General features: G+C 63.2%; 17 protein-coding genes and 1 pseudogene. 7 read left to right on the forward strand and 11 right to left on the reverse strand.

Annotated features, from left to right (window positions below; all coding sequences use genetic code 11):
• Window positions 1-9: 9 nt before the first annotated feature.
• Both E8E75_RS16525 and E8E75_RS16530 read right to left on the reverse strand, forming a co-directional pair.
• Window positions 10-297 (reverse strand): GIY-YIG nuclease family protein, encoded by a 288-nt coding sequence (locus tag E8E75_RS16525; protein ID WP_120652834.1) that lies wholly within the window; start codon window positions 295-297, stop codon window positions 10-12.
• A 48-nt stretch (window positions 298-345) separates the two neighbouring features.
• Window positions 346-831, reverse strand: coding sequence for a nuclear transport factor 2 family protein (locus E8E75_RS16530; RefSeq protein ID WP_120652835.1), 486 nt, complete (start codon window positions 829-831; stop codon window positions 346-348).
• A gap of 119 nt (window positions 832-950) precedes the next feature.
• Here E8E75_RS16530 and E8E75_RS16535 point away from each other — a divergent pair, with 119 nt between their 5' ends.
• Complete coding sequence (locus E8E75_RS16535; protein ID WP_153922298.1) at window positions 951-1,901, forward strand: helix-turn-helix domain-containing protein; 951 nt, start codon at window positions 951-953, stop codon at window positions 1,899-1,901.
• A 127-nt stretch (window positions 1,902-2,028) separates the two neighbouring features.
• On the opposite strand, the gene E8E75_RS16540 is transcribed toward E8E75_RS16535, so the two are convergent.
• From E8E75_RS16540 to E8E75_RS16560, 5 genes are all read right to left on the reverse strand, one after another.
• Window positions 2,029-2,661, reverse strand: a complete 633-nt coding sequence (locus E8E75_RS16540; protein WP_120652837.1) for a transcriptional regulator — start codon at window positions 2,659-2,661, stop codon at window positions 2,029-2,031.
• A 79-nt stretch (window positions 2,662-2,740) separates the two neighbouring features.
• The gene (locus tag E8E75_RS16545) at window positions 2,741-3,865 is read right to left on the reverse strand and encodes an FAD-binding oxidoreductase (RefSeq protein ID WP_153922295.1); all 1,125 of its coding nucleotides are present in this window, start codon (window positions 3,863-3,865) and stop codon (window positions 2,741-2,743) included.
• Between the two features lie 10 nt (window positions 3,866-3,875).
• Complete coding sequence (locus E8E75_RS16550) at window positions 3,876-4,832, reverse strand: ornithine cyclodeaminase family protein (protein ID WP_153922292.1); 957 nt, start codon at window positions 4,830-4,832, stop codon at window positions 3,876-3,878.
• 178 nt (window positions 4,833-5,010) lie between these two features.
• The gene (locus E8E75_RS16555) at window positions 5,011-6,015 is read right to left on the reverse strand and encodes a DUF481 domain-containing protein (RefSeq protein WP_120652840.1); all 1,005 of its coding nucleotides are present in this window, start codon (window positions 6,013-6,015) and stop codon (window positions 5,011-5,013) included.
• A 130-nt stretch (window positions 6,016-6,145) separates the two neighbouring features.
• Window positions 6,146-7,144, reverse strand: a complete 999-nt coding sequence (locus E8E75_RS16560) for a DUF481 domain-containing protein (RefSeq protein ID WP_120652841.1) — start codon at window positions 7,142-7,144, stop codon at window positions 6,146-6,148.
• On the opposite strand from E8E75_RS16560, the gene E8E75_RS16565 reads away from it, so the two are divergent.
• Together E8E75_RS16565 and E8E75_RS16570 are read left to right on the forward strand one after the other, a co-directional pair.
• Entirely contained in the window at window positions 7,143-7,529 is a 387-nt protein-coding gene (locus E8E75_RS16565) for an MGMT family protein (protein ID WP_153922289.1), read from the forward strand. The genes E8E75_RS16560 and E8E75_RS16565 overlap by 2 nt on opposite strands.
• Window positions 7,530-7,615: 86 nt before the next feature.
• Complete coding sequence (locus tag E8E75_RS16570; RefSeq protein ID WP_153922286.1) at window positions 7,616-9,355, forward strand: AmpG family muropeptide MFS transporter; 1,740 nt, start codon at window positions 7,616-7,618, stop codon at window positions 9,353-9,355.
• Between the two features lie 42 nt (window positions 9,356-9,397).
• Here the strand turns inward: E8E75_RS16570 and E8E75_RS16575 are convergent, their stop codons facing one another.
• Together E8E75_RS16575 and E8E75_RS16580 are read right to left on the reverse strand one after the other, a co-directional pair.
• Window positions 9,398-10,222 (reverse strand): mechanosensitive ion channel family protein, encoded by an 825-nt coding sequence (locus E8E75_RS16575; RefSeq protein ID WP_120652844.1) that lies wholly within the window; start codon window positions 10,220-10,222, stop codon window positions 9,398-9,400.
• Between the two features lie 118 nt (window positions 10,223-10,340).
• The gene (locus E8E75_RS16580; protein WP_120652845.1) at window positions 10,341-10,820 is read right to left on the reverse strand and encodes a YajQ family cyclic di-GMP-binding protein; all 480 of its coding nucleotides are present in this window, start codon (window positions 10,818-10,820) and stop codon (window positions 10,341-10,343) included.
• A 195-nt stretch (window positions 10,821-11,015) separates the two neighbouring features.
• Here E8E75_RS16580 and E8E75_RS16585 point away from each other — a divergent pair.
• From E8E75_RS16585 to E8E75_RS16600, 4 genes and pseudogenes are all read left to right on the forward strand, one after another.
• A pseudogene (locus E8E75_RS16585) lies at window positions 11,016-12,008 on the forward strand (response regulator); the annotation flags it as partial.
• Complete coding sequence (locus E8E75_RS16590) at window positions 12,005-12,916, forward strand: putative 2-dehydropantoate 2-reductase (RefSeq protein ID WP_153922284.1); 912 nt, start codon at window positions 12,005-12,007, stop codon at window positions 12,914-12,916. The pseudogene E8E75_RS16585 and the gene E8E75_RS16590, both read left to right, overlap by 4 nt.
• Window positions 12,917-13,029: 113 nt before the next feature.
• Window positions 13,030-15,048 (forward strand): HAMP domain-containing sensor histidine kinase, encoded by a 2,019-nt coding sequence (locus E8E75_RS16595; protein WP_120652848.1) that lies wholly within the window; start codon window positions 13,030-13,032, stop codon window positions 15,046-15,048.
• A 1-nt stretch (window position 15,049) separates the two neighbouring features.
• Window positions 15,050-15,625: a cob(I)yrinic acid a,c-diamide adenosyltransferase gene (locus E8E75_RS16600; RefSeq protein WP_120652849.1), complete on the forward strand. Its 576-nt coding sequence runs from the start codon at window positions 15,050-15,052 to the stop codon at window positions 15,623-15,625.
• Between the two features lie 24 nt (window positions 15,626-15,649).
• Here E8E75_RS16600 and E8E75_RS16605 read toward each other — a convergent pair whose 3' ends face one another.
• Both E8E75_RS16605 and E8E75_RS16610 read right to left on the reverse strand, forming a co-directional pair.
• Entirely contained in the window at window positions 15,650-16,594 is a 945-nt protein-coding gene (locus E8E75_RS16605) for a Nudix family hydrolase (protein WP_153922282.1), read from the reverse strand.
• Entirely contained in the window at window positions 16,591-17,229 is a 639-nt protein-coding gene (locus tag E8E75_RS16610) for a glutathione S-transferase family protein (protein WP_153922278.1), read from the reverse strand. Before E8E75_RS16610 ends, E8E75_RS16605 begins: the two co-directional genes overlap by 4 nt.
• Window positions 17,230-17,454: the final 225 nt, after the last annotated feature.

The following is a 17,454-nucleotide window of genomic DNA, read 5'->3' on the forward strand; positions in this document are numbered from 1 at the left end:
AGCGCGGCATCAGCCCGCTGGATTAAGGGTTACCAGGCGCTCCTTGGCAGCCTTGCGCAATTGTTTGATGGCGCGCTCTCGGCGCAGCGCTTCGCTCTTGTCGGCACATGCCTCGACGAATACCAGGGCGCGGGCCGGGCTGGAGTGGAAGAACCTCGCCCCCTTGCCACTCTGGTGCTGGGCAAAACGCCGCTGCGGGTCGTCGCTGATGCCGCAATAGAGGGCACCGTTCTCGGCGCGCACCAGGTAGACGTACCAAGGCTTGCTGGCGGGGGTGGATTCGGTTTGCTCGGGCATTGCGGGGTCCTGACGGAAGGCCGCCGCATTAGGCATCGCCTCAACGGATCAAGACAAGTCCTTCAGTGCCCCGGCGCGGTACGCCGCGAGTCCTCGCGCCGCCTGCTGGCGAATTGCGTTCTGCACCGGCGGCAGCCAGCCCAGCAGCGTCCCCTTGGCCCCCAGGGCCTGGCGAGCCCAGCGCCAGAGGTCGAAGCTGTCGTGGTGCTCGATGATCTTGCCGTCGGAAAAGAGGAAGCGTGCCTGGATGCGGTTCTCCACCATGCGCCCGGTCTGGCTGAACAGGTAGGTGGCGACCCAATTGGCGCGACCGGAAAGGTCATCGGCCTCGACGCCATCGAAGTTCAGGCTGAACTTCTGGGCGCGGCTTGCAAGCATGCGCCACATGTCAGCGGCTTCCTGGCCATTGAGATCGGTGAAGACCGGATCACTGAAGTGCACGTCCGGGCTGTAGCAGGCGGCCATGGCCTCGGCGTCGAGCTGCTGGAAGGCTTGGTAGAAACGGGTGATGAGTTCGGCGTTGGGGTGAGCCATGGGCGACTTCCGACAAGGACTGTATGGCTAGCAGTATTGACCCGAATGGCGCGGACCGCGATTGGCGGCATTGCCAACTTTGTGTCAATAATCGCCAACCCAGCTACCGAGTTCGCGCCATGATCCGCGTCGCCCTGTTCGTCTGCCCGCAGACTGTCTGCTCCAGCCTGGCAACGGCCGATGACGCCTTCCGCCTGGCCAACCAGCTGGCCGGCGAGCCGCTGTTCCAGGTCCAGCGCTTCAGCCGTGATGGCCAGTCTGTGGATATCGGCATGGCGGAGGTACGGGTAGACGGCGACCTGGCGTTGGCGGAAGAGGCCGACCTTGTATTGCTGACTGCGACCGGACCCGGGGTGGAGAAGACTCTGGCCGCCAATCAGGCTCTACTGCCCTGGCTGGCTGCCCGCCCGCATACCCAGCAACTCGCCAGCCTTTGCAGCAGCGCCTTCCTGCTGGCCGCCTCCGGTCGACTCGACGGACGCCGCGCCACCACCCATTGGGCACTGGCACCGGCCTTTCGCAAGCGTTATCCACAGGTTCGGCTGGAAGCGGACGCCATGCTGACCGAGGACGGCAACCTGTTCTGTTCGGGCGGCGCCCAGGCGGGACTGGACCTCTGCCTGTATCTGATCGGCTGGCACGGTGGTGACTGGCTCGCGCAACGGGTAGCCGGCGCCATGGTGTTCGACATGCAGCGGGGCCACCAATCGCGCTTCGCGCCATTGCTGCCAGCCACTGGCGGCGATGATCCACAGATCGGGCCTCTGTTGCTCTGGCTGCAACGGAACCTGGCCGAGCCGCTGGATCTGGAGGCCCTGGCGGCCCGCGGCCATTGTTCGGGCCGCACTCTGCTGCGGCGCTTCAAGGCCGCTACCGGCCTGACTCCGAATGCCTACTTGCAACGCCTGCGCATCAGCGCGGCGCAGACCGCCCTGCGCAACCCGGCGCGCTCCCTGGAACAGATAGCGGCGCAGGTGGGTTATGCCGACAGGGCGACGTTCGCAAAGTTGTTCAAGCAATTGTGTGGGGAAACACCGGGGGCGTTCAGGCGCAGGCTGCGCACACCCTAGGCGCGCACAGCACCTCATACAGAGCAAGGCCTGCTTGCTGTGGGAGCGGATTCATACGCGAAGGACCGCGCAGCGGTCCGTGGGCCCGAATCGCGAATGAATTCGCTCCCACAAAAAAACAAACCGCTCAGACCGACTCTTCCTTCAGCTCCTTGAGGTGCTTGTACACGGTGGCGCGGCCCATATTGAGCACGTTGGCCACGTAGTTGGCAGCGCTCTTGCCCTTGAAGGCACCCTCGGCATGCAGGGCGAGGACCAGTTCGCGCTTGTGATCGCGGGTCAGCAGGTTGAGGCCGAGCTGGCGCTGGCGCAGCCAGTTGTGCAGGAAGGTGTTGATGCGCTCCTGCCAGTCGTCGCGGAACAGCGCATCAGGCTGGGGAATGAGTTTGCTGGAAGAGAGGAACAGGTCGAGCGCTGCCTTGGCCGCCTCGAACATGGAGATGTTCAGGTTGATGCAGAGCACGGCAAGCGGAGCGCCCTGGGCATCGCGCAGTACGGTGCTCACGGACCGGATCTTCTGGCCGTCCCAGTTGAGTTTCTCGTAGGGGCCGATGTTCCGCTCGTCCACTTCCTCGCCAAGCATGTCTTCCAACGCCGCATCGTCGCCGACGCAACGCTTGGAGATGTTGTTGGCGATGTAGTCGATCTTCTGTGTACGCAGGTCGTGCAGCACCACCTCGGCATGGGGAAAGAACAGCGTGGCAATGGCGTCCGCGATGGCGCGATAGTTATCCAGGGCGAGGTCTGGGCGAGGGGTCATGAAGCAGCTCCTGGAGCGGAAAGATCGGCGCCGGGCGCAAAGCCCGGCGCAGCGAGTGTGGCGCAAAGCGCCAACGTCGTCACCCCAGCCGCGCAGGGGAGAGCATGGCCTCGGTCAGGCCGAATTGCGTCAGGTGCTCAGGCAGTGGGCGGCGCAGGATCAGGCACGCACTGGCCTCGCCCATCGCGGCGGAGGTCTGGATACCGTAGCCGCCCTGCCCTGCTACCCAGTAGAAGTCCGGCGTGCGCTGATCGTAACCGGACACCAGGTCGCCATCGGGGAAGAAGGAGCGCAGCCCGGCCCAGACCCGCGCAGGGCGGCGAATACTCATATTGGTGTGTTCCTCGATCTGGTAGATGCCGAGGGCGATGTCCAGCTCTTCCGGCTGCACGTCGTGCGGATCGACCGCGTCGGCATTGGCCGGCGAACCCAGCAGCATTCCGGCATCCGGCTTGAAATAGAAGGATTCGTCCAGGCTCACCAGCGCCGGCCACTTGTGAGCGTCCACGCCTTCGGGCGGAGAGAAGATGAACGCGGCGCGGCGCTTGGGTTGCAGTCCCAGGGGCTGGACGCCGGCAAGCTGCGCGAGCTGGTCGCACCAGGCACCGGCCGCATTGATAAGTGTCGGGGCCTGGAAGCTGCCCTGAGAGGTTTCCACCCGCCACTGATCGCCGTCGCGACTGATACCGGTCACTTCGCAGCTGTGGCGCACTTCGCCGCCGTTGCGGCGAATTCCGCGCAGGTAGCCCTGATGCAACGCATCGGTGTCGATATCGGCGGCGCTGGGATCGAGCATGGCGCCCTGCACCTTGTCCCGGCGCAGTACCGGCACCAGGGCGCAGGCCTGGTCAGGCGTGAGCATTTGCATGTCGGGGACGTTTTCCAGGGCGCTGTCGAACTGACGCTGCAGTTCCTCGGCATCGCCGGTGAAGTCCACCACCATCTCGCCGCGCGGAGTGAGCAGAGGATGCTCGCTGAATCCTTCCGGCGGCGCGTCGAAGAACGCTCGACTCGCGGCGGTCAGCGCGCGTACCTGAGGCGTGCCGTAGGCGACGGTATAGAGCGCAGCGGAACGGCCGGTGGAGTGGTAGCCAGCATGCTCCTCGCGTTCCAGCACCAGCACGCGGCCGTGGCGAGACAGCCAGAAGCCAGTGGAAGCACCGGCGATACCGGCGCCGATGATGATGAAGTCAGCCTGTTGCATGGCGTCTACCTCACTGGCCTTGGCGTTGCAGATGATAAAGGGCGTTGGCCAGGGCCATGTCTTCCAGGCCCAGGCCGATGGAGCGGAAGAACACAGATCGGCTGTAATCCGGTCGGGGTGCCTTGCTGCTCACCAGCTCCGGCAGGTCGCCCCGAATGGCGTCGCGGCTCCAGCCATGTAGCTCGGCGGCGAGCAGCATTTCGCCTGCGGAGCCCGGCGTGGTGGCGCGATAGTCGCAATACACATCCATTTCCCCCAGCGCCTGTGGCGGCACTTCGTGGGCACGCGGGGCGTTGGTGCTGATGGAGGTGACCAGGGCGGGTTTGGTCAGGCTGCGCGGGTCCAGCACCGGGCCCGCAGACGACGTGCAGAGCATCACCACGTCGGCGTCGGCGACAGCGTCCTCCAAGGTGGCACTGAACTCCACGCGCGTGTCCTGAGCGGCCAGTTGCGTCCGGGCGTCGGCGTCGTCAGACAGGGACGGCGAATAGACGGCAATGCACTGCCAGTCACGCAGGCCTTTCACGTAGTGCAGGTGGGCGCGGGCCACCGGACCGCTGCCGATCACGGCAAGTCGTCGGGCCTGGGCCGGAGCGAGCGTCTCGACTGCAACGGCGGTGGTAGCGGCGGTGCGTGCGGTGGTCAGCTCAGCGGCATCGCAGAGTAGAAGCGGTTGGCCGCTGTCCATGGACATCAGCAGGGTCCAGGCCGTAACCAGGGCACCTTCGGGTTTCTTGATATAGGGCGAGGTCTTGACGCCATAAACCCCGTCCTTGGCCAATACGCCCAGGTAATTGATGAAGTCGCCTGCGGCATTGGGGAATTCCACCAACTGCTGGGCCGGCTGTACCGCTTCACCCGCGGCAAGGTCGAGGAACATGCTGCGCATGGCCTGGTGGACGTCTACCTGCTGAAGCAGGCGGCGGGCTTCGGCTTGCTGGAGAACGATGGGCGGGGTGCTGGACATGAGGGACGCTCCCGGGACTGACATAAACAATTTGTCCATCTTGGACTTTTAAGTTTACATCAGCAAGGGGAGGGCGAGCCGGATGTACGAGATTGGCGCCTGGGTGTAAGGACAGGCACCGCGTATGGGAGCGACTTCAATCGCGAATGAAGTCGCTCCCACAGGCAGGGCCGGCTTGCTACCAGCCTACGCCGAAGCCCACGGTGTAGCGGGTTTCATCGATTTCGCCTTCAGCACCGCTGACCTGGTCCTTCTCCGCCTTCATGTTGAGCGAGGCCCAGTCGGTGAGCTTGTAGCGCAGGCCTACTTCGGCATCCAGGGAGTAGTCGGCGGTGTTGTCCAGCGGGCGGCCGACCTCACCGCTCGTGAAGAGCTCCACAGTCTTGCCCACCAGGTAGCGGTTGTAGTCCCACTTGGTACTGATGGAGTAGAAGCTTTCTTTTTCGCCATTGGAGAACTGATAGTCGCTGCGGTTGACCAGCCCGGCCAGGGAGAAGGCCCCGAGCTCGTCGTCCCAGAACTGGTAACCGGGACCGGTACCCAGGGTGCGCTGGCGTTCGAGGTCTTCGACCTTGTCGCGTTTGTATTCACCGCGACCCTGCCAGAAGAATTTCTGGGTAATGAAGCGATCGAGGGCGTACTCGGCTTCCCAGTTGTCCGTGGTCTTCACATCGTCGGTGAATTCGCGGTTGTATTCGCCTGAGGCATTGTGCCTCCAGCGGCCGTGGCGCGCCTTGGTCTTGAAGTCGACATCGTAGTCGTCGGTATCCTTCTCGGCGCGCTTGTAGTCCAGGGCCAGGTCGACGTTGCCGCTCCAGGTCAGGTCTTCCACCAGGGGCTTGGGCTTCATGATCTGCTCGATGCTGGCCAGTTCGACTTCCTTCGGCGCCTCGCCATTGGCGAGGATGACCTTGCCTTCGTCGGCGCGATGCAGCGACTTGGCGCGCTCGCCGTTGAGATCGTCCTGCTTGACCAGCAACTCGCGATCGCTTTCCAGGGTGGCGACTTTCTTCCAGTCCAACGGGATGGTGCCGCCGTAGTCGGTCTCGAGAACCAACTTGCCACCATCGAACACGCGGATAGTGCCTGTGAGTTTGTCGCCGTTCTTCATCCAGACGGTGTCGGCGAAGGCGGTGGAGGAAGCGGCGGCGAGCGCCATGCACAGCAGATTTCTGGACAACATAAAGCGGATTCTTTGCTCGGGTCTTCGAAAAAAGCCGGGCATTATCCTTATGACCGACAGCAGAGCAAGGACTGACCGGCCAGCGTCCGCTGAGTTCCAGAAAATCGATAGGCGTGATCCTCCCCTGGCCCTACCAGCCGATGCCGACACCAATGAGATAGTGCCTGTCGGAGTCGGTCTGGCCCAAGCCGCTCACCTGATCCAGTTCGTAGAGAAGCGACAGGCGTGCCCAGTCATTCAGGCGATAACGCAGGCCGAATTCGCTGTCGAGGACGTAGTCGATTTCATCTATCTGCGGCACCTGTAGCTGGGCCTTGGAATAGAGCTCGAAGCGAGTCCCCCAGATCAACCGCTTGAAGTCCCATTCGAAGGAGTAGGCGTTGAAGTCCAGGTCGCCGGCGTCGCTCTCCAGCTGGAAACGAGACAACTGTGCGATGAGGTCGAAGCGGCCCAGTTCGTTGTCCCAGAAGCGGTAACCGGGCCCAAGGCCATAGGATCGCTGCCTCTCGAAGAACTGGAACTCGTCGTTCTCCTGGTCGTAGCTGCCACGCACGAACCAGTGCTGCGTGAGGAAGCGGTCGAGGTCGTATTCCAGCTCCCAGTTATCTTCGGTGCGCTCGCCGTTCTTGGTCTCCTTCTCGAACTGGCCGCTCAGTACATGCCGCCAGCGGCCGTGTTCGACACGGGTATCACCCTTGAGCTTCCATTCGTCCGTCTTGTCGTCATTGCGCTCCATGTCCAGCTTGGCATCGAGATTGCCTTCCCAGACCCGGTCCCGGATGAAAGGCCGCGGCGGCACCATCTGGCGAATGCTCGCCAGCGGCACCGTCTCGCTCTCGCCATTGACCAGGCGCACCATGCCTTTGCCCGCCGCGCCAAGGCTGCGGCTATGCTGGCTGTCGAGTCCGTCGCGCTTGATCTGCAACGGTTTCTCGGAGCGGAGGGTGTCGATATCCTTCCAGTCGATCAGCACCTGGCCGGCGTATTTGGTCTTCAATGCAAGCTTGCCACCATCGAGCAGGATGATCTCCCCGGTCAGGCGATCACCGTTGTTCAACCACACGGTGTCGGCCCAGAGCGGCAAGCAGGTCAGCAATACGAACGAAGCAATCAGGCTACGGAGCAGCATGGTCGGTAAGAAGAAGAAAGAAGAAGCGCCTGAGCATGCATGGTCCGACTTGCCGGCAGCAAGCACGGACGTCCGCCGTGAGGCGCTCTACCTGACCCTGAACCAGGTTCCGGAAGGCAAGGTAGTGACCTATGGCGAACTGGCCGAACTGGCCGGCCTGGGCCGCGCCGCACGCTGGGTCGGTCGAACCCTGAGCCAGTTGCCGACAGGTACCCAGCTGCCCTGGCATCGGGTGCTGGGGGCCGGCGGACGCTTCAGCCTGGCGCTGGGCACGCCCTCTGGCAATGAGCAGCGGGCACGTTTGCGCGCCGAAGGGGTCAGTATCCAGAACGATCGGGTGGACATGCGTCGGCACGGCTGGCATCCCATGCCACCCAAGAGTTAGAGTGCGCCCTGCCCTTTTTCTGCCCCCATCATGGACGCCGCGAGCAGCCTCATGCCCAGCACCACGTTTTTCGGACCACTCCGCTAATGCCCCATCAATCCTGGCGCGCAGCCATCGCCGCCTATGCCACGCCGGCCACTCTTTCGCTGTTGCTGCTCGGGTTCGCCGCTGGCCTCCCCTACATGCTGGTGTTTTCCACACTTTCTGTCTGGCTTCGCGAGGCTGGGGTATCCCGCGAGACCATCGGCTTCGCCAGCCTGATCGGCCTGGCGTACGCCTTCAAATGGATCTGGTCGCCGCTGCTCGACCAATGGCGCCTTCCGCTACTGGGCCGACTCGGCCGACGTCGCTCCTGGCTGGTGCTGTCACAGGCACTGGTGGGTCTGGGGCTGGTGGGCATGGCCCTGTGCGACCCCAAGACCAACCTCACCTGGCTTATCGCGCTGGCGGTGCTGGTGGCGTTCGCCTCGGCCACGCAGGACATCGCCATCGACGCCTACCGCCTGGAAATTGCCGAGGACAGCCGCCAGGCCGCGCTGGCCGCCAGTTACATGACGGGCTACCGCGTATCCGCACTGCTCGCCACCGCAGGCGCGCTCTACTTTGCCGAGTGGTTCGGCTCCACCGCCCAGGTCTATGATTACGGCGCCTGGGCTGGTACCTACCTGCTGTTCGCGCTGCTGATGCTACCGGGACTGATCACCAGCCTGTGGATGCGCGAGCCGCCGGTGGACCTCCCGACAACGAGCACCACTTCGCGCTTCAAGCTCAAGCACCAGCTCTCTTCCGTGCTGATCCTGCTGGTCATGCTGATCTCCCTACCGGCAATGATCACCGGGCTGCTCGACCGGGCCTGGCCACGCGCCGCGCTGTACGCCATCTTCCTGGTCACCTGCCTGTCGCCCTGGGGAATGCGCCAGATCCTGCCGGTGCGCGAACTGCTCAGCCAGCAGCGCCGCCAGCTGCTGGTGGCCGCGCGCGGCAAGGTGATGCCCAACTTCGACTTCGTCCACCAGGCGGTGTCGATCATCGTCCTGATCGTGATCCTGGTGACCATCGCCGCTGCAGCCAAGGCCTTCTCTTCCGGCGCCTGGCCACGCGGGACGATGTTCCTGCTGATCACCCTGGCCTGCTTCTCCGCCGCCGGCCGCCTCCTGATGGCGCCGGTGCTGACCCCGATCAGCGAGTTCGTCCAGCGTTACCGCTGGCAGGCGTTGCTGCTGTTGGGGCTGATCGCCACCTACCGCATGTCGGACACCGTAATGGGCGTGATGGCCAACGTGTTCTACATCGACCAGGGCTTCACCAAGGAGCAGATCGCCAGCGTCAGCAAACTGTTCGGCCTGGTGATGACCCTGCTCGGCGCGGGTGCCGGCGGTGTGCTCATCGTGCGCTTCGGCATCCTGCCGATCCTGTTCATAGGCGGCATCAGCTCGGCGGCCACCAACCTGATGTTCGTGGCCCTGAGCGACATGGGTGCCCACCTGAACATGCTCATCCTGACCATTTCGTGCGACAACTTCAGCGCCGGGCTGGCCACTTCGGCGTTCGTCGCCTATCTCTCGAGCCTGACCAACCTGAAGTTCTCCGCGACCCAGTACGCCCTGCTCAGCTCCATCATGCTGTTGCTGCCGCGACTGATCGGCGGTTACTCGGGCGTGATGGTGGAGAGCGTGGGGTACCACAACTTCTTCCTGATCACGGCGCTGTTGGGCATTCCCACCCTGGTGCTGATCGCCATCCAGTGGGGCCGCGACCGCAAGCAGCCGAAGGAGAATGGCTCCTCCGATGCACCGGCGACACCGGGCTCTACCGAGCAACCATGAAAAAGGCCGGCGAATGCCGGCCTTTTTCGTTCACGCCTAACCTCAGCTCGGCACCACCTGCACCATACGCGGCGGCTGCGCCAGCTCGACGCCCACCGCATTGAGGCCATCGCGCACGGTTTCGTTGAGCTTGAAGATCACACCCCAGTAATCGGCGTTGGAAACCCACAGGCGCAGCGACAGGTTGATCGAGGTATCGCCCAGGGACGAAACCACTACCACCGGCTCCGGATCCTTGTGTACGCGCGGGTCCTGCGCCAGCTTCAGCAGCACATCACGAGCCTTGGAAAGGTCGGTGGTGTAGTCCACTTTCACGTCATACAGAACCTGACGATTGGCCTGCTTGGAGTAGTTGGTGATGATGCCGTTGGACAGGCTGCCATTGGGCATGATCACGGTCTTGTTGTCGCCGGTGCGCAACACGGTGTGGAAGATCTGGATGTGATCGACCGTGCCGGAAACGCCCTGCGCCTCGATGAAGTCACCGACCTTGAACGGACGGAACAGCAGGATCAGCACGCCACCCGCGAAGTTGGCCAGGCTGCCCTGCAGCGCCAGGCCGATGGCCAGGCCCGCTGCACCGATGGCAGCCACGAAGGAGGTGGTCGATATGCCGATCATGGACGCCACACTGACCAGCAGCAGCACTTTCAGGACTATGTTGGCCAGGCTGCCGATAAATCCCTGCAGGGTACGATCGACGCGGCGGTGCTGCATCAGCGCACCGACCCGGCCGGTCAGCACATTGATCAGCCACCAGCCGATCAGCAGGGTGAGCAGAGCCAGGGTCAGCTTGCCGCTGTATTCCAGAACTACGGGCAGCCAGGCTTCGGATACCTTCACCAGTTGGTCGACGTTCATCTCCATGTGCACTCTCCCGCTGTATTTCAGCGATGCAAAAAACCAGGCCGCCATGGACAAGCCATGGCGGCAAAGGTTCAAAGAACTCCTGTTTTGCGACGCGAATCGGTCGCGAAGGTTCCGCTCAGTCGCGGAAGTTGTTGAATTGCAGCGGCATGCCGAACTCCTTGGCACGCAGGGCGGCAATGGCTTCCTGCAGGTCGTCGCGCTTCTTGCCGGTGACACGTACCTGCTCACCCTGAATCGCGGCCTGGACCTTGAGTTTGCTTTCCTTGATATGAGCGACGATCTTTTTCGCCAGCTCCTTGTCGATACCTTCGCGTAGAACGGCTTCCTGCTTGACGATCTTGCCGGAAGCGTAGGAATCCTTGATCTCCAGGCACTGGACATCGATCTTGCGCTTGACCAGAGCCATCCTGAGGATTTCCAGCATCTGTTCCAGCTGGAAATCAGCATCGGCCGTCAGGGTGACCGTCAGTTCCTTGAACTCGAAACTGCCCTTGCCGCGCAGGTCGTAGCGGCGATCGAGCTCCTTCATGGCGTTATCGACGGCGTTAGTGACTTCGTGTTTGTCCAGTTCGGACACCACGTCGAACGAGGGCATGGGATTCCTCCAGATAGACGGCGCGATCTGCATCACGGATATGAAAGCGCCTGGCTTGACGGTTAAAAATGCGCACCCATTATAACCGAGCGACAAGCCGCCTTCTGGAGACCATCCCCCAGCAGTCCGAAACCGGCAGAACGGTAGGGCGACAAGGCAACCCGAACGAGGCTTGATATCATACCGCCATACACCGCTGTTCCACTCCCCTTGCGAGCCTGCCACATGCCCAACCCTCATCTCAGTATCCTGGTGGTGGACGATGCCAAGTTCTCCAGCGCCATGATCGGCCGTACCCTCAGCCAGGCCGGCTACCAGGATCTGCGATTCGCCAGCAGCGCCAGCGAAGCCCTGCAGTTGCTGGAGCACAAGCCCGCCAACGTCATTCTTGCCGACTGGCTGATGCCCGAGATCGACGGTCTCGAATTGACCGCCCGGGTGCGTCAGCTGGATGAGATGACCGATCACTACAGCTACATCATCCTGCTCACGGGCAAGGAGGGTGAAAACGTCCTCGGTGAAGCCTTCGACCGCGGCGTGGACGATTTCATCAGCAAGGCGGCCATGAGCGAACAATTGGTCCCCCGGGTCTATGCGGCTGATCGCCTGTGCAACACCCTGCAACGCCTGCTGCAGGAGAACCGTCTGCTGACCCAGAACATCGCCAGCCTGGAACAGCGCAACCTGGTGGACTCGCTCACTGGCCTCGGCAACCCGCGCTACCTGCGCCAGAAGCTTGCCGACAGCCTGCGCCAGGTGGAGTCCCGGGGCGGCGCTATGTGCTACCTGTTGATTGGCCTGCTGGATGCTCCGCAATTGCGCCAGCAGTACGGCGAAGCCTTCTACAACGAACTGCTGCACGGCGTCGCCCGGCGCCTGCAGCAGTTAGTGCGCCCGCTGGACGTCCTGACGCGCGTGGACGACAGCCATTTCGGCCTGATCACTCTGCTCGACGACCTTCACGAATGCTCTCCGAGCAGCTTCCGCCGCCTGCATGAAGGGCTGAACCTGAAGGCCTTCAAGACCAGCGAGGGCTTCATCACCCTCAAGGCCGGCATCGCCCTCGTCGGCCTGGATACCAAAGCCCTGCCTCTGGATGTCGAGGAGCTTCTGGAAAAGGCCAATGCGATGCTCCCCGAAGCCTATGCCAGCGGTCGCGTCACCGCTCTGCGCCTGCCGCAACCATGACCTGGCATATTCTCGGCGCGGGTAGCCTGGGCAGTCTCTGGGCCGCCCGCCTCGCGCGCGCCGGGAAGTCGGTACGGCTGATCCTGCGCGATCGTGCACGGCTGAAGACCTATGAAGCAGCCGGCGGCCTGACCCTGGTCGAACAGGGCCGGGCGCAGCAGTACGCCATTCCCGCCGGGCTGCCCAGTAACGCCGGGCCCATCAGCCGCCTGCTGGTCGCCTGCAAGGCTTACGACGCCGAGGCAGCGGTCCAGCCCCTGCTTCCGCATCTCGCCCCCGGCGCCGAACTCATCCTTCTACAGAACGGACTGGGCAGCCAGGACGCCGTGGCCCTGCGTCTACCCCACGCCCGCTGCATACTCGCCTCCAGTACCGAAGGGGCCTTTCGCGAATCGGATTTCCGCGTGGTCTATGCCGGCCATGGCTTCACCTGGCTGGGCGACCCGCTGCAGCCCGCCGCCCCGGCCTGGCTGGATGAGTTGGAACAAGCCGGCATTCCCCACGGTTGGACGCCCGACATCCTGTCGCGTCTCTGGCGCAAGCTGGCGCTGAACTGCGCGATCAATCCCCTCACCGTGCTTTACAACTGCCGCAACGGCGGTCTGGCCGAGCACCCTGCGGAAGTCAATGTGCTCTGCATCGAGCTGGCCGATCTGCTGCGCCGCTGCGGCCAACCCGACGCCGCCGAAGGCCTGCACGAGGAAGTGCAACGCGTGATCCAGGCAACCGCGGCGAACTACTCATCGATGTACCAGGATGTGGCAAACAGCCGCCGTACCGAGATCAGTTACCTGCTCGGCCACGCCTGTGCCTCCGCCGCACGCCATCGAATCAGCCTGCCGCACCTGAACAGCCTGCACGCCCGCCTCAAGTCCCATCTCGAAAAGCTCGGATTGCCCGTCACCTGACCCCGCGCTAGGCTCTGTTCGAAAAGCCGTCGAGCGACGGTCAGCTTCACCGATGCGTAGGCGCTTTTCGTACGAAGCCCAACCAGTCCCTCAGCCCAGCCGCGGATATTTCCTTGACCAGCCTGCGTCAGCGCCTCGAGAACCTGTCGGTCGGCCGCAAATTGCTAGCCGCACTGCTGGTCCTGCTCGCCACTGTCCTGCTCATTGCCAACCTGGCCTTCATCAGCGCCGCCTACTGGATCTCCCAGGAAAGCGTTGCGCCCCAAGGCCTGGAAACCCTCGGGCGACTTTTCGCCACTTCGGCCGTCGGCCCGGAAGCACTGTCCTCGGAAGAAAACGCCAAGACCATGCTGCAGCGCCTGGACGGCTATACGCCGCTGCGTGCCGCCGCCCTGTACGACAGTGACGGCCGACTGCTGGCTCAGTTGCAGCGGGGCGAACAGCTGGACCTTCCGCTAAAGGCCAGCGACATTCCCGGATGGCGCCTGCGCGAATTCCGCACATCCCACCTTGCCGAACTACCGATTCCCGGAAAGCCCGCCGGCCACTTGCTGCTGGTAGCCTCCAGTGAGCTGCCGGGCGTGTTCTACACCGGCACCCTGACAGCAAGCCTGGCCATCCTCGCCTGCAGCGTCCTGCTCTGGCTGCTGGTGGCGCGGCAAATCCGTCGCATGGTCACCCGCCCCATCCGACGCCTGGAGGAGCTCTCGCGCCAGGTGACCCGCGAAGAGAACTATGCCCTGCGTGCTCCCCGTGGAAATCGCGACGAAATCGGCAGCCTGGCGGACGCGTTCAACACCATGCTCAGCCGCATCGAGGCCCGCGAGCAGCAACTCAAGCGTGCCCGCGACGACGCCCAGGCGGCGTTCGACCAGGCCCATGAACTTGCGGAGGAAACCCGTCACTCCAACCGCAAGCTGGAGCTCGAAGTGCAGGTGCGCAGCAAGATCGAGAAGAAGCTCACCGGTTTCCAGAACTACCTGAACAGCATCATCGACTCCATGCCCTCGGCGCTCATCGCGCTGGACGAACAGCTCTACGTTACACAATGGAACCAGGAGGCCAGCGCACTCTCCGGCACACCCATGGACGATGCGCTCAACCAGCCGGTATTCCTCGCCTTTCCCTCGCTCAAGCCCTTCCTCCCGCAGATCCGCCTGACGGCCGAAAAGCACAAGGTGGAGAAGGTGGAACGGGTGAGCTGGCTGGTGGGCGAGAACGTCCACAACTATGCACTGACCTTCTACCCGCTGATGGGGGGTACCGGGCGCGGTGTGGTAATACGCATCGACGACATCACCCAGCGTCTATCGATGGAAGAACTGATGGTGCAATCGGAGAAGATGCTCTCGGTAGGCGGCCTGGCCGCCGGCATGGCCCACGAGATCAACAACCCGCTGGGTGCCATCCTGCACAACGTGCAGAACATCCGCAGGCGCATCTCCCCTGAACTCGACCGCAACCAGCAGCAAGCGGCCATCAACGGCCTCAGCCTGACATCAGTCAACCAATACCTGGAGGCACGCGAGGTGCCCAAGCTGCTGGACGACATTCATCAGGCTGGTGCCCGTGCTGCAAAGATCGTTTCCCACATGCTCGCCTTCAGTCGGCGCAGCAATCGCCAGTTGGCGCCCTGCCAGTTGCCGGTACTGATCGACCAGGCACTGGAAATCGCCAGCAACGACTTCGACCTGACGGAAGGTTTCGACTTCAAGGGTCTCAAGATCGTCCGCGAGTTCGACCCGGAGCTGGGACCCGTTCCGGGCACCGCGAACGAGCTGGAGCAGGTGTTGCTCAACCTGCTGAAAAACGCCGCCCAGGCCATTCACCTGCGCGAAGACGATGAGGAAGGCCGCATCACGCTTCGCACCAGGCTGTGCCCGCCTTGGGCGGAAATCCAGGTGGAGGATACCGGCATGGGTATCCCCGAGAACGTGCGCAAGCGCATCTTCGAGCCCTTCTTCACCACCAAGGAGGTGGGCCAGGGCACGGGGCTCGGGCTGTCGGTCTCGTACTTCATCATCACCAACAACCACAAGGGGCAGATGGAAGTGCAGTCCAAGCCTGGCCAGGGCACCTGCTTTACCCTGCGCCTGCCGCTGACTTCCGCTACCACGGAAGCAGGAACCTGAAATGGGCAATCGCCTTTCCAAAATCTATACCCGCACCGGCGACAAGGGCGAAACCGGCCTCTCCAGCGGCCGACGCGTGCCGAAGAATCACCCGCGAATCGAAGCCATCGGTGAGCTCGACAGCCTGAACAGCCATCTCGGTCTGTTGCTCGCGGAACTGGCCGAAGGGCTGCCGCAATGGCCCGGTTTGAGCGAGGTGATCGACGTGCTTGCGCCCTGCCAGCACCGATTGTTCGACCTTGGCGGTGAACTGGCGATGCCGGAGTATCAGGTGGTGGAAAAGCCAGAGATCGAGCGACTGGAGGCCGTCATCGACCTCTGGAACGACGAACTCGGGCCTTTGAAGAACTTCATTCTTCCCGGCGGCTCCCGCCTGATCGCCCAGGCCCACATCTGCCGCAGCCACGCCCGCAGTGCCGAACGCCGGACCCAGGCGCTGAATGGCGAGGAACCGCTGCGCGAAGAGCTGCTGGCCTACCTGAACCGCCTATCTGACCTGCTGTTCGTCGCCGCGCGCTTGATTGCGCGACGACAAGGGGTGGATGAGGTGCTGTGGCAGGCAGCGAAGAAAAACTGAGGTCGGTTGCACTTCGCGAACAGCTCACGCCTCTGGCCAGAACGCCCGAATTCCGGCCACACCCTGGGCACCGATCTTCCAGGCACGCTCCTGCTCATTGGGGCCAACGCCGCCCAGCAGATAGGCCGGCTGGTTGAAACCACGAAGCAGCTCCTCGGCGCGGTCCCAACCCAGGGGCTGCGCTTCGGGATGGGTCTGGGTGGCTTGCACTGGCGAGAGGGTGACGAAATCCACCTCCATGGCCGCGGCAAGTTGCAATTCCTCGATGCTGTGGCAGGACGCCGCCAGCCAGCGCTCACGTGGGAACGGGCGGCCGTTGGGGGCGTACTTGCGCAGTTGTTCGGCTGTCAGGTGCCAACCGGCAGCGGGAAAATCGCCCAGCCACTCCAGCGGTCCCTTGAGCATCAGCTGCGCCTTGCCCGCGCAGAGTCCCTGTACATCCACGGCCAGGTCGCGGTACTGGGCATCGAACATGCGCGGCGCACGCAGCTGCACTAGGCGTACGCCACTGGCCAGGGCCGTCTTGAGGCCAGCCAGCAGGGCCTGTGGTTCGATGTCATCCGGGGTTATCAGGTAGCGGTCGGGCAACCGCGCGGCGGCAACTATCGGCTTGTTCGCGGCCGGGAATTCGTAGTCGCCGAGTTCTCGCGGCGATGCCCAGGTCAGTGGCTGACCTTCGGCGCCATGGGGTTCGCCGGTGAACGCGCTGACTTCCCAGACATCCAGCAGTACATGCTTGTCCGGGTAGTCATGGTGAATCTGGATGAGTGGCCTGGCAGCGCTTACACGGATGCCCAGTTCCTCTTCCAACTCGCGGGAGAGCGCGGCCTGCACGGCCTCCCCCTCCTCCACCTTGCCGCCGGGAAACTCCCAGAGGCCGCCCTGGTGCTTGTCGTCAGGGCGCCTGGCAATCAGTACCCGGCCGTCGGCGCCGCGGATGACTGCGGCGGCAACATGCACTCGTTTCATTCGATGATCTCCGTTTCCTGCAAGGCGGCCTGGTACCAGCGTTGGAAGGCAGGCCACCGGTAGATTGTTTCGACATAGACCTCGGCATCCGCCGGCAGCTCAACGGCGTAACTGCGCAAGCGGCTGGCCACAGGTGCGTAGAAGGCATCGGCGATACTGGCATGGCCGAACAGATAGGGACCGTCCTGGCCGAATCGCGAGCGGCATTCGACCCAGATTGCACAGATGCGACGAATGTCCTCGGCCACCTCTTCCGGCACCTCGGGCAGCGCCTGATTGCGCTTCATGTCCATGGGCATATGGCTGCGCAGGGGAACGAAGCCGCTGTGCATCTCGGCACAGACGGCACGAGCGAAGGCGCGGGCGGACTGACCGAAGGGCCACAAGTGCGCCTCAGGGAAACGTTCGGCGAGATATTCCGCTATGGCCAGGGAATCCCAGATGGTGCCGTCTTCAGACTGCAGCACCGGCACTTTGGCGGTGGGCGAATAGGCGAGCAGGCGCTTGTGACTGTCCGCCTGGTACAGCGGTACACGTACTTCGTCGTAAGGCGAGCCAGTCAGCTCCATGGCAAGCCATGCGCGCAACGACCAAGACGAGTAGTTCTTGTTGCCGATTACCAAAGTCAGGGACATGTCCAGCTCCTTCTTTCCAGTTCCTCGATATGTCGCTGGATCATGAAGAGCGTATGTGCCCATGGCAAATTCCCGATTTTCATCGGGGGATGAAAATCGGGAATGCCGCCGTACTGCAGAACCCGTTCACGATCTTGCAAGCTAGAGAAGAACAAGCGGAGTAACAGCCGAAGGCTCGCCTGCAAGACGAGCGTAGCGAGTCATGGCTGAGGGCGCGGAGTTCAC

It is taken from the genome of Pseudomonas sp. BN606 (assembly GCF_029873115.1).
Lineage (GTDB): Bacteria > Pseudomonadota > Gammaproteobacteria > Pseudomonadales > Pseudomonadaceae > Metapseudomonas.